Source organism: Brunnivagina elsteri CCALA 953, from assembly GCF_002289455.1.
In the GTDB taxonomy this organism is placed as follows: domain Bacteria; phylum Cyanobacteriota; class Cyanobacteriia; order Cyanobacteriales; family Nostocaceae; genus Brunnivagina; species Brunnivagina elsteri.
The window spans coordinates 1-11,010 of sequence record NZ_NTFS01000220.1; the positions used below are offsets into that span (position 1 = coordinate 1).

An 11,010-nucleotide genomic window follows, 5' to 3' on the forward strand; every position below is an offset into this window, starting at 1 on the left:
ACCAAAATTCATCTTTGCTTTCTCCGACTCTTACTACGCAGATTAGCCTCCTCTTGAGATATCAAATGGGTTCTATAATGCAGTCTGTACCAATTTACATTCTGATTTTTTTTCTACCCCGATTTACCGAGCGGATACGCAAATACGTTAACTTGATGAAATTCGGGATTATCTACTAAACCATTTTGCTGAAAACTTTCAAACGACAAATCCTCTTGCTTCGACCAATCTGGAGTCGTAAAAACGGGTTCCCCTTTTTCGTTTGTGTCGCTAATTGTAAAGCGACTCGAACTAGTTCCGACTAGATAATCTTTGTCGAGAGGAAATAAATAGTTATCCCGAAGTTTTGACAAAGTTGGGTCTTGTAAAAACATCCCCATTTCTTTGGTTGCAGGTGGGGAATTATTGGGTGTGCAAGCTGTTTTTTCTTCTATTTTTTCCTCTATCTTTTCTAAATTTACAGCTTGAGTTACCGATGCTATCTCTAGAGTCGTATTTTCAGGTGTTAATTTCTCTTTTTTGGTTGCAGTTGCTTTTGTCGTCGAAGTTGTTTTTTTAGTTTTCTCGGTTGCGGCAGTTTCAGTTGCTGCGGTTGTTACTTGTTCATCTGCTACATCCATAGAAGTAGATTCTGTTTCATTTATTACACTAGCTTTATTTTCTGACTCGATTGGTTCGGTAACAGATACAGTCTTTTTTGCAGTTGCTTGCTTCTTTTTTACCCCTATTGCTTTGACAGCAGATGAACTTTTTCTAGTCGCAGGTCTCTTTCGCTCTGCCATTTTTACGCAACCTCTTATTAGTATTTTTTTTGCTAGATAAACCGCTCGATTCTATCATCAACTACTGTTTAAGTGTCAGAAAAAATACTTCTTTTTCTCTGGATATGTCAAAAATTTAACAATTGGTGGATTCGTTTAGTATTTATCTGTACATTTTTCTAATTTTGCAATTTAATATCTCTCAATATTCCCAGAATCGGTTCTATCAGATTCTTGCTAATGCTTAGTGCTTGCAGTAGTATTTATTACTACGTGTAATAAATACCCATCTGATTGCGAATCGACTATAAAAAACCAGGATTGAAGAGATGTAGCATTTTCACGTTTCAATGACAGTTTTATTTTTCATATTGGGGTAGCTATTATCTAGAACACTGTAGATAAATTGGAAACATTATGAATCATCTGCTCGTCGCAAAGATTCAACTACTAACATTATCAACAAAACTATCAGCGATTTTATATTGGTAAATCGTGATGACTTGTGGTGCTTTTATAATTCCAAATTGGATGAAAAATCAAAATGAATAACTAGAATTTATGACTTTTTGTCCGGAAACTCAACCAAATACCCAGAAGAAAATCTAAGGTAAAGTTGATTATTGACTCCGCACTCACACAAGTACAATCATAATATGAAATCACATTTACTTGCTATCAGTTTAAGCAGTTTAGTTCTAGCAGCAGGAGAAGTTAACGCTTCACAACTACAATCTTGGTACTTTGACTCTAACCAAAATCAATTACACCTAACTACTACTTCTGAAGTTCAACCAAAAGCTTTTGTATTAGAGAATCCCAGCCGATTGGTAATTGACTTACCTGAAACTGATTTAAACTCCGATACCGTCAAAAAAAGCTTTGGTAATGCAGTCAAAGAAATCCGGATTGGAGAACCAGATAGAAAAACAACTCGTTTTGTTGTAGAACTAGCTCCTGGATATCATATTGCTGCCCGAAACTTATCTATCAAAGGAGATTCCCGCACCCATTGGATTGTCAAATTCAACTCGTTTGACAAACAGAATAGTAATATGAATGGTGAAAATAGAGAAGACATCACTATTCAACCAACAGATTCTTCGACCTTTGCAGGAGTGGTTAATCTTGGTCAAGAAATGTCGGGTATCAGTTCTCAAATTCGTGGATTATTAGCAAGTTATAAATCATTGAATCCCGGTATATTTTTTCTAGACTTACAAACTGGTAATTATATAGATATTAATGGTGAAAAAAGATTTGCTGCTGCCAGTACAATTAAATTTCCCCTCTTAGTCGCACTCTTTCAAGAAATTGATGCTGGCAGAATTAAACTAACAGATAAACTAGTGATGCGACGGGATTTAAAAGTTGGGGAATCGGGAACTATGCAATATAAACCCATCGGTACTAAATTTAGCGTCCTCGAAACTGCCACCCTGATGATGATTATCAGTGACAATACGGCAACAAATATGGTTCTCGACCGCTTAGGTGGTACAACAAAAGTGAACCAACGTTTTCGGAACTGGGGATTACCAAACACAGCAGTTCGGAATCAACTGCCAGACATCGCAGGCAAAAATACAACCAGTTCCAAAGATTTAGTCAGATTAGCTGCATTAGTCCATAACAATCGTTTGCTATCCTCCAACAGTCGCAATCAAGTTTTAGGTATCATGCGTCGTGTCAAAACCAACACCTTACTACCTGCTGGGATTGGTAAAGGAGCTACCATTGCCCACAAAACAGGTACATTAAGATTTATTATTGGTGATGCGGGTATTATTGACATGCCCAACGGTAAAAGCTACTTAGCAGGTGTTTTGGTACAAAGACCAAATCACGATCCCAGAGCCGGAGCTTTTGTCCGTGAAGTGTCTCGTCGGGTGTATAATTACTTACAAAAGAACACGGTTAGCGATGGATCAGCCGTTATTAATCGCGATCGCTAATTCCCTAAAAGGTAAAGTTTGTTTACGGTTCCAAATAATTTTCTAGCTTCCTCCCCAGGCTCCTCCTTGCTTCTAAACCCTGTATTTAGCCTATCTTTCTGGTGAGAGTCCTGGGGAGTACTTTTAAATAGCTGGCATCAAGAAGATATGTTTTATGGAGCATAGTTGATTTTTGTGTTAGTGTGACTATATAAAAGATTAAATTCGGTTGCACAGTTTGTTTTTATTATTTATTGCAGACCTCTCCGAACCAAAATCTGTAAATCCTACAATTTCGGAGATGTCTTAATGTCTATCTACGTTGGTAATTTATCCTATGAGGTTGAAGAAAGTGACCTCAGACATATTTTTGCTGAATATGGAACTGTTAAAAGTGCTCAACTGCCTAAAGACCGAGAAACTGGACGGTTAAGAGGTTTCGCATTTGTAGAAATGTCAAGCGAAGCTGAAGAAGCTGCGGCAATCGAAGCTCTCGACACCGCAGAATGGATGGGTCGTAGCTTGAAAGTTAATAAAGCAAAGCCCAAAACTGAAGGTGGTGGCTCCTTCGGTGGTGGCAGACGCGGCGGAAACAGTGGTGGCGGCGGTTATTCAGGTGGATACTAGTTCTAGAACCTAGTATTAGCTAATTAGAAAAGGTGGACAAAAGTCCACCTTTTTTGGTGCTGATTTTAGACTCATGTTTATAAATAAAATATTAATTATGGTGCTTTTGCTTCATTTCAACCACCAACCACTAAACTTGCTGGTGATGTGTTGAGAAAAACAGGGTGGGATAATCTGAAAGCCATACCTTAGAGGGTGTTTGAAAAGTCTCCTTCTATGTCATGCTGAGGAACGTTCGCGTAGCGTGTCCCCTTGGGACTCAGCATCTCAGTACGTAGGCTAAACTCTAGATTCTAGCCTGCGGCAACGCGTAGCGCGTACGTTCCGCAAAGCTCCAGTCAGAATGACAATTTATACATCCTAAAACTTTTCAAACATGCTCTTACAGTAACTAGCCTTTGGGAAATCCCTCGCTGTCCTCACCCCATTATTGCATCACGAATTGTGTTAGTCCTTTTTGACTTCACGAGCCATGTTGAGAAAGTAATCATCAACTTTGGCATTAGCACGACGACGGTTAGGGGTAGGAGTTTCAGGAATATTATTTTGCTTCTTTTCAATTTGCTGTTTTGCTTCAATCCGTCCTGTACCTTGCGCTTCGTTAGATTCCAAGAAATAATCAGACTGAGTAAGTCCAAAGAGCCTAGCAAAAGCAGCGAATAAATTTTTGATAGAATTAGCAATAAAACCGAAAAAAACCGAAAAAAAGCCTCCAACCCGCAGAAAAAAGTTCCGAATAATTTGAAATATTCCAGACATAGCAGTTCCCTCAATAATTTATAATTATTATTAATTCCATATTGATATGGATGATTGTCGATATGCTCTGCCAATAGATGTATTGCGATCGTAGATTTTGAGAATACTAATGGCTTGATTCCAACTTACTACAATACATTACTATTTTGATTTATTTAAGCAGATTATGATAATTATCAAAAATCTCAAGCCATCATTATTACCTCCCATTGTAACACAAATAGCTAATACAGCTTGGCGGAAATCAATATAACAAAAATACCTGAAAAGCCAATATTATATGTAATATTCCTTCTGCCTTTTGTTCTAGTGTATCTCCTGAAGTCTTCAATCCCTACCCTATTCCCCAAGATAAAATGAGAATAAAATCGAGAAAAATATTAACTTTACTTTTAACATTATTACTATGTTTGATAGTTATGAATAATCAACCAGCATCTGCTGCTAATTCAGCAAACAATCAAACTAATGCTGTCAAATTATTTGAAAATAATTGTGCAGGTTGTCATCTGAATGGGAATAATATTATCAGACGCGGTAAAAATTTAAAAATTAATGCTTTAAAGAAATATGGGATGAATTCAATAGAAGCGATCGCAGAAATAGTCACTAATGGGAAAAATAATATGTCGGCATACAAAGACAAATTAACCCCACGGGAAATTCAAGATGTAGCCACATACGTTTTACAGCAAGCTGAACATGACTGGCATTTTTGATTAATCTAAAATATAGAACCCCACCCTAACCCTCCGCTTATTAAGGGGAGGGAACTGGACAGGTTTCGTTATTGCGATCGCATTGGTAAATTTATGTATAGTTTTTCCCCACATTCTCGGTAAATACTCTGTAAAGATAAGGAAAACTTTGACAGAACCGAAAAATATAGAGCGATCGCAATAGTCCCATACCCCATACCCAAATAGCAATTTCCGTGTAAAATTTAGTATTGCTACCAATTTATAGATAGGTTCTATGGACGTTTTAGAACTCAAACGCGAAATTGAAATGTTATCTCGTCGCCTGGGTAAAACTCAGGACTATCTTTGACGTACCTGCACTCACAGCCAAAATTCGAGATTTAGAGCAAGTTTCCGCACAGTCTGATTTTTGGGACGATCAAATTCAGGCACAAAAAATAATGCAGGAACTTGACGAACTCAAAGTACACTTTTCACAGTACCAACAATGGCGATCGCAACTAGAAGACAGCAAAGCAGTGTTTGAACTGTTGGAATTAGAATCCGACGAAGGATTGCTCAAAGAAGCTGAATTAACTATCACAACCCTAAATCACGAACTCGATCAGTGGGAATTAGAACAACTGCTCTCTGGTCCCTACGACAAAGAAGGAGCGGTCTTATCAATTAATGCTGGCGCTGGTGGTACGGATGCCCAAGACTGGGCAGAAATGTTACTGCGAATGTACACCCGTTGGGCAGAAAAACACAACTACAAAGTCACACTAGTAGAAGAATCAGAAGGTGACGAAGCCGGAATTAAATCTGTAACCATAGAAATAACTGGACGCTATGCTTACGGTTATCTACGTTCGGAAATGGGTACTCACCGTTTAGTACGAATTTCACCTTTTAACGCCAACGGGAAGCGACAAACAAGCTTTGCGGGGGTAGAAGTCATGCCACAAATTGATAGCAGCGTCCAATTAAATATTCCAGATAAAGATTTGGAAATAACCACATCCAGAGCAGGTGGTAAAGGTGGGCAAAATGTCAACAAAGTAGAAACAGCAGTGCGTATAGTTCACCTACCAACAGGTCTTGCCGTGCGCTGTACCGAAGAACGTAGCCAACTACAAAATAAAGACAAAGCCCTTACCCGTTTAAAAGCTAAACTACTGGTAATTGCCAGACAACAACGTGCCAAGGAAATTGCCGAAATTCGCGGCGACGTTGCTGAAGCATCTTGGGGTAATCAAATCCGTAACTATGTCTTCCATCCCTACCAATTGGTCAAGGATTTACGCACCAATTTAGAAACCACAGCTATCAACGACGTGGTAAACGGTGAACTCGACCCATTTATTCAATCCTACCTACGTCAAGAAAATCAGTTGGTTGAGACTGTTTAATTGGGAATTGGGAATTGGGCATTGGGCATTGGGCATTGGTATCTAAAACTCTTACTCTCTGCGACTCTGCGACTCCGCGTGAGCAAAATCTTTATTTTATTCCCCTTCCCAATACCCCACTGTTGCCAGGATGGCATGTTTACTTTCGACTAACTGTTACAGTGTTAAAAGGGTTTGTCATCAAATCATTATTAAATAATTATGAGTAATTCCCCCTCTACCGAGCCAAAACCAAGTTATGTCAAACTTGCCATGCGAAATATGGTGCAAAAACGCCTAACATCGCTAAAGCACTTTGCTCTCACCACAGTGGGTATATTAGCCGCTTTAGTGGGACTAGCTTACCTGACTCGCTAAAAAACCTGAATAAAAATTATCAAAAGAATTCTTCCCTGTGCAAATAGATTGTGTGAGGTAAAGTGCTAGTAGAACTTTACGTAGAGGATATTTTTAAAGAACGTTCCCAGTCTGATATTTTAGACCCTGGGGTTTCACCTGAGACTTGGGATAATTGGTTTAAAAGTTGGTTGCAAGAACTAGAAGCAAATCTTCCACCTGCTGCAAGTTATGAAATTGGATTACGCTTGACTGATGATACAGAAATTCAGGAGTTAAATTCTCAATATCGTCATCAAAATAAACCAACCGATGTATTAGCTTTTGCGGAATTAGAAGTTGATGTTCCTCAACTCGATCATTTAATTGATTCAACTCCTTTGTATCTAGGTGACATTATTGTCTCTATAGATACGGCGACGCGACAAGCTCAACAGCAAGGTCATCAGTTGTCAACCGAACTAGCTTGGTTGTCTGCACATGGCTTACTCCACCTATTAGGCTGGGACCATCCGGACGATGAATCTCTGAGTAGAATGTTAGAACAGCAAGTGAAATTGCTGAGGACAATAGGTATTTCTATTGACATACTAGATTTTTAGAACTATTCCAGCTTTGGCGTAGCGATTCTTACAAAGCATCGTTATCTTTACTGTAATTTTTCGATTCTGCTTTTATAATACTCCTGTAGAAAAAAATAAAGCTATCATCAGGTTTTTACTGCCATTAGCGGCTGTGATATAGAAAATACTCTACTGCTCTACTTGCATTTCTACTTAAATTCCTAATTAAATTCCTACTCCAACCTAATTGGTGCCTATGTCACAACAACTATCACCACCACCAGAGCATAATGCTTTAGAACCTCTTCTTTCGCAAGAGCGCAAGTTATCCTGGAAGGTAGCCTCGAACATATTCGTTAGCTTTAAATATGCTTGGGCTGGGATCAGTTACGCTTTTAAGACGCAGCGAAATTTTCGCATCCATGTTTCAGTTTGCGCTCTGGCAATTAGCTTGGGAATTTTTTTGCAATTAGAGTCGGTGGAAATAGCCGTAATTGGAATTACCAGTGGTTTAGTTTTAGCATTGGAATTGGTGAATACTGCGATCGAATCAATTGTTGACCTGACTGTAAAGCAGACTTATCATGAATTGGCAAAAATAGCCAAAGACTGTGCTGCTGGTGCTGTGTTGGTTTCCGCTTTGGTTGCGGTACTGGTAGCTGCGACACTTTTACTACCTGCTTTTTTTGCGTTAATTTTATAGATAATCTAGTTCTGTGTCTTTCATCCTGGGTAATAAATAATGCCCAATGCCTAATAACCAATAACTAAATAAAAAATCCCAAATAGTATCAAGATGACTTTGACTACTAGTAAAATCCTGTGAGAATCAAACATCAGTGGATCGACTGGATTCACACACGGGAGTGATTACTACAGTGCTTATAGTCATCGATAACTACGACAGTTTTACATATAACTTAGTGCAGTACTTAGGGGAATTAACGGTAGATTTTCCGATTGCGGCTGAGATTAAAGTTTTTCGTAATGACAAAATATCTATAGAAGAAATTCGCGCTCTCAAACCTGATGCGATCGCAATTTCACCTGGTCCTGGTCGTCCTGAGTCCGCAGGTATCTCCCTAGCTATTATCGAGCAATTAGGGGAAAATTTGCCCATTTTGGGGGTATGTTTGGGTCATCAGAGTATTGGTCAGGTATTTGGCGGTAGAATTGTTTCTGCCCCTGAGTTGATGCATGGTAAAACTTCGCAAGTGTCTCATACTGGGGTTGGTGTTTTTCGAGGAATCGATAATCCGATGACTGCAACCCGTTATCACAGTTTAATCATAGACCGGGATTCTTGTCCTGATGTGTTAGAGATAACCGCATGGGTTGAGGATGGCACAATTATGGGGGTGCGTCATCGGAACTTTCCTCATATTGAAGGTGTCCAATTTCATCCAGAGAGTATCCTGACTACTTCAGGTAAACAATTACTGCGTAATTTTCTGGAACAATTACAGGCGAGAGAAAATTAATGAAACGACGAGAGTTAATGGGTTATGCTGGCTTAGGGTTAGCCACGGCGTTAATTTCTACCTTTGGTTCCGAACAAAAGGCAGATGCACAATCTAGTGGTTCATTATCGGTTCAGTGGTTGGGTCATACTTGCTTTCTGTTTACTGGTGGTGGTGCTAGGGTTTTGGTTAATCCATTTCGGACGTTGGGCTGTACTGCAAAGTATCGATCGCCTAAAGTTGTATCTGATGTGGTGTTAATTAGCAGTCAGTTGCTTGATGAAGGTGCGGTTGAAGGTTTACCAGGAAACCCAAAATTAATTTATGAATCTGGTATTTATAAATACAAGGGTTTAGATTTTCAAGGTTCTGCGATCGCGCACGATCGAAGAGGTGGTAAACAGTTTGGGATGAATACTTCTTGGAGCTGGAAGCAAGCTGGAGTAAATATTGTCCATCTTGGTGTTCCTGCTGCACCACTTGCATTTGAACAAACAGTGGTATTTAGTCGTCTTGGTCGTCCTGATATTGCTTTTATACCAGTAGGTGGTGGTAATAAGGGTTATACTGCCCAGGAAGCGAAGCAAGCAGTGGAAGCAATCAAACCAAAGCTCGTAATTCCTACCCATTACCGTACTCAAGCAGCAGATGACAAGTGCGATATTTCCTCTGTGGATGAATTTTTGGGTTTGATGCAGGGAATGAAAGTGCAGCGTAGTAATGGTGATACGATTTCGATAAATCCCCGTAGTTTAGCGGATACTACCGCAATTCAGGTGATGAGTTATAAGTTTTAAATTGATTCATACATCAATACATTCCATTGTAGGGGTGGGGTATCCCCACCCGAACTTACGAATGGTACGATTGATAAATCGATAGTTGGGATATTTTATTTTCTGGAATTTCCTAGACTTTAATCTTGTCGTCTGATGAACCAAAATTAAAATTATTTTTTATTATGAGTTCAAATAAAATTAACCGTGTTGCGATTTTTGGGGGAACCCACGGAAATGAACTAACGGGAATATATTTAATTAAAAAATTCGAGTCTTTACCACATTTAATTCAACGTCCAAGTTTTGAAACTGTGACGTTTTTTGCTAATCCAAAAGCATACGCAATTGGTAAGCGATATTATGAAACCGACTTGAATCGATGTTTTACTCGTCAAGATTTAGAAAATCCAAATTTATCGACTTATGAAGCACAACGTGCCAAGGAAATATCTCGCATTTATGGAACTGGTGGTGAAAAACAAGCTGATTTTGTCATCGATTTACACAGCACAACCTCTAATATGGGTTTAACTGTTATTTTACCAAATTTAAATCGCTTTCATTTAGAGTTATCAGCTTACCTTGTCTCAATAAATCCAGAAATAAAAATACTTTATTCCATAACTCAATATGAGGATAACCCTCATCTAGACTCGATTTCGGAGTTTGGTTGTACTGTCGAAGTTGGTGCTGTTGCCCAAGGAATATTAGATGCAAATTTATTTCAGCAAACTGAAGCGCTAATATATGCAATCCTTGATTTTGTGGAGACTTATAACCAAGGAATTGTTAATCTTGCAAATAACATACTTAAATTTTACGAAGTTACCAACACTATCGATTATCCCAGAAATGAGTCGGGAGAAATTCGGGCAATGATTCATCCTGGGTTGCAATTTCAAGATTATCAACCCCTCAATGCTGGGGAACCGATGTTTTTGACATTCTTAGGTGAAGATATTGTTTACCAAGGTGAATCAACTATATATCCTGTTTTCATTAACGAAGCAGCTTATTACGAAAAAGGAACTGCAATGTGTGTAACTCAAATTTCTGAAATCAAACTTCGATAATTAGTAAGCGAACTCCACATAAAGAAATGCCCAATGTCATTCTGAGGAACGTTCGCGCTGAGTCGCAAAGCGACACGCTGCGCGAACGCGTTCCCGAAGGGTAGAATCTCATACAGATGCTGAGTCCCAAGGGGACACGCTACGCGAACGTTCCTCAGCATGACAACACAGGATCATTTATTTTGTGGCTTACTCTAAGCGAAAAACCACACAGGTCATATACTTAGAGCGGGTAGGGATACCCATACCACAAGAGTTCTCATGATTGAGAGATTGATGCTGATTCTTTTTGTTACTTTAGTGGATGGACAGACTACCAGAAAAGTTTTACAATTTGACTTGGTTCTGGTAGGTTAACCCATTGCTTAGTTAAAATAACCATAGTAAAGATTTGTTAGTAATACTGTTTTAAAAGCAGAGTTGCTGTTTATAAAATCAATAAAGTCTTACCCTGAAAAGGAAACAAAAACAATGGATGTAAAGATAATCTTAGTCGCATTAACAGTTGTCTTCACGATGGCTTGTTTGTTCTTTGGCACAAAAAACGGATTTTATGATTCGGACAATTATCACGGAAATGGCTCTGCACACTAATTATTGAAATTATGGTGTATACAAAATTACTC

14 protein-coding genes are annotated in these 11,010 nt (G+C 38.8%); 11 read left to right on the forward strand and 3 right to left on the reverse strand.

Translation table 11 applies throughout. The annotated features are described in order from the left end of the window. Nucleotides 1-113 precede the first annotated feature (113 nt). The gene (locus CK510_RS18385; RefSeq protein WP_095723086.1) at nt 114-782 is read right to left on the reverse strand and encodes a hypothetical protein; all 669 of its coding nucleotides are present in this window, start codon (nt 780-782) and stop codon (nt 114-116) included. Between the two features lie 635 nt (nt 783-1,417). Between CK510_RS18385 and CK510_RS18390 the strand changes: the two genes are divergently transcribed. Then, nucleotides 1,418-2,716, forward strand: a complete 1,299-nt coding sequence (locus CK510_RS18390) for a serine hydrolase (protein WP_095723087.1) — start codon at nt 1,418-1,420, stop codon at nt 2,714-2,716. Nucleotides 2,717-3,004: 288 nt separating this feature from the next. Further along, nucleotides 3,005-3,322 carry an RNA-binding regulator gene (gene rbp / locus CK510_RS18395; RefSeq protein ID WP_095723088.1) on the forward strand — a complete coding sequence of 106 codons (318 nt, stop codon included), beginning with the start codon at nt 3,005-3,007 and terminating at the stop codon, nt 3,320-3,322. 447 nt (nt 3,323-3,769) lie between these two features. Here the strand turns inward: rbp and CK510_RS18400 are convergent, their stop codons facing one another. Beyond that, nucleotides 3,770-4,081 (reverse strand): threonine dehydratase, encoded by a 312-nt coding sequence (locus CK510_RS18400; protein ID WP_095723089.1) that lies wholly within the window; start codon nt 4,079-4,081, stop codon nt 3,770-3,772. Between the two features lie 356 nt (nt 4,082-4,437). Between CK510_RS18400 and petJ the strand changes: the two genes are divergently transcribed. Next, nucleotides 4,438-4,800, forward strand: coding sequence for a cytochrome c6 PetJ (gene petJ / locus CK510_RS18405; protein WP_095723090.1), 363 nt, complete (start codon nt 4,438-4,440; stop codon nt 4,798-4,800). A gap of 68 nt (nt 4,801-4,868) precedes the next feature. Here the strand turns inward: petJ and CK510_RS34030 are convergent, their stop codons facing one another. After that, complete coding sequence (locus tag CK510_RS34030) at nt 4,869-4,997, reverse strand: hypothetical protein (RefSeq protein WP_281257054.1); 129 nt, start codon at nt 4,995-4,997, stop codon at nt 4,869-4,871. A 59-nt stretch (nt 4,998-5,056) separates the two neighbouring features. On the opposite strand from CK510_RS34030, the gene prfB reads away from it, so the two are divergent. The 8 genes from prfB to CK510_RS34625 all read left to right on the forward strand — a co-directional run bounded on the left by prfB (nt 5,057) and on the right by CK510_RS34625 (nt 10,978). Then, nucleotides 5,057-6,173, forward strand: a protein-coding gene (prfB, locus tag CK510_RS18410; protein WP_143289346.1) for a peptide chain release factor 2 whose coding sequence is annotated in 2 segments (ribosomal slippage) — nt 5,057-5,128 and nt 5,130-6,173 — 1,116 coding nt in all. Because the reading frame shifts where the segments join, the coding sequence is not laid out codon by codon here. Nucleotides 6,174-6,374: 201 nt separating this feature from the next. Beyond that, nucleotides 6,375-6,530, forward strand: coding sequence for a DUF3285 domain-containing protein (locus CK510_RS18415; RefSeq protein ID WP_095723092.1), 156 nt, complete (start codon nt 6,375-6,377; stop codon nt 6,528-6,530). A gap of 62 nt (nt 6,531-6,592) precedes the next feature. After that, nucleotides 6,593-7,111 carry an rRNA maturation RNase YbeY gene (gene ybeY / locus CK510_RS18420; protein WP_095723093.1) on the forward strand — a complete coding sequence of 173 codons (519 nt, stop codon included), beginning with the start codon at nt 6,593-6,595 and terminating at the stop codon, nt 7,109-7,111. A 217-nt stretch (nt 7,112-7,328) separates the two neighbouring features. Further along, nucleotides 7,329-7,775 (forward strand): diacylglycerol kinase family protein, encoded by a 447-nt coding sequence (locus tag CK510_RS18425; protein ID WP_095723094.1) that lies wholly within the window; start codon nt 7,329-7,331, stop codon nt 7,773-7,775. 175 nt (nt 7,776-7,950) lie between these two features. Further along, nucleotides 7,951-8,553, forward strand: a complete 603-nt coding sequence (locus CK510_RS18430) for an anthranilate synthase component II (RefSeq protein WP_095723098.1) — start codon at nt 7,951-7,953, stop codon at nt 8,551-8,553. Continuing rightward, nucleotides 8,553-9,329 (forward strand): MBL fold metallo-hydrolase, encoded by a 777-nt coding sequence (locus CK510_RS18435; protein WP_095723095.1) that lies wholly within the window; start codon nt 8,553-8,555, stop codon nt 9,327-9,329. Before CK510_RS18430 ends, CK510_RS18435 begins: the two co-directional genes overlap by 1 nt. 164 nt (nt 9,330-9,493) lie before the next feature. Continuing rightward, nucleotides 9,494-10,384 carry an aspartoacylase gene (locus tag CK510_RS18440; RefSeq protein ID WP_095723096.1) on the forward strand — a complete coding sequence of 297 codons (891 nt, stop codon included), beginning with the start codon at nt 9,494-9,496 and terminating at the stop codon, nt 10,382-10,384. 471 nt (nt 10,385-10,855) lie between these two features. Next, complete coding sequence (locus CK510_RS34625; protein WP_095723097.1) at nt 10,856-10,978, forward strand: DUF8629 family protein; 123 nt, start codon at nt 10,856-10,858, stop codon at nt 10,976-10,978. Nucleotides 10,979-11,010: the final 32 nt, after the last annotated feature.

Excerpts from the sequence above, each read along its gene's own strand:
- CK510_RS18385 (WP_095723086.1), bottom strand. The coding sequence starts at position 782 with ATGGCAGAGCGAAAGAGACCTGCGACTAGAAAAAGTTCATCTGCTGTC.
- CK510_RS18390 (WP_095723087.1), top strand. The coding sequence starts at position 1,418 with ATGAAATCACATTTACTTGCTATCAGTTTAAGCAGTTTAGTTCTAGCA.
- rbp (WP_095723088.1), top strand. The coding sequence starts at position 3,005 with ATGTCTATCTACGTTGGTAATTTATCCTATGAGGTTGAAGAAAGTGAC.
- CK510_RS18400 (WP_095723089.1), bottom strand. The coding sequence starts at position 4,081 with ATGTCTGGAATATTTCAAATTATTCGGAACTTTTTTCTGCGGGTTGGA.
- petJ (WP_095723090.1), top strand. The coding sequence starts at position 4,438 with ATGAGAATAAAATCGAGAAAAATATTAACTTTACTTTTAACATTATTA.
- CK510_RS34030 (WP_281257054.1), bottom strand. The coding sequence starts at position 4,997 with ATGGGGTATGGGACTATTGCGATCGCTCTATATTTTTCGGTTCTGTCA.
- CK510_RS18415 (WP_095723092.1), top strand. The coding sequence starts at position 6,375 with ATGAGTAATTCCCCCTCTACCGAGCCAAAACCAAGTTATGTCAAACTT.
- CK510_RS18425 (WP_095723094.1), top strand. The coding sequence starts at position 7,329 with ATGTCACAACAACTATCACCACCACCAGAGCATAATGCTTTAGAACCT.
- CK510_RS18435 (WP_095723095.1), top strand. The coding sequence starts at position 8,553 with ATGAAACGACGAGAGTTAATGGGTTATGCTGGCTTAGGGTTAGCCACG.
- CK510_RS18440 (WP_095723096.1), top strand. The coding sequence starts at position 9,494 with ATGAGTTCAAATAAAATTAACCGTGTTGCGATTTTTGGGGGAACCCAC.
- CK510_RS34625 (WP_095723097.1), top strand. The coding sequence starts at position 10,856 with ATGGATGTAAAGATAATCTTAGTCGCATTAACAGTTGTCTTCACGATG.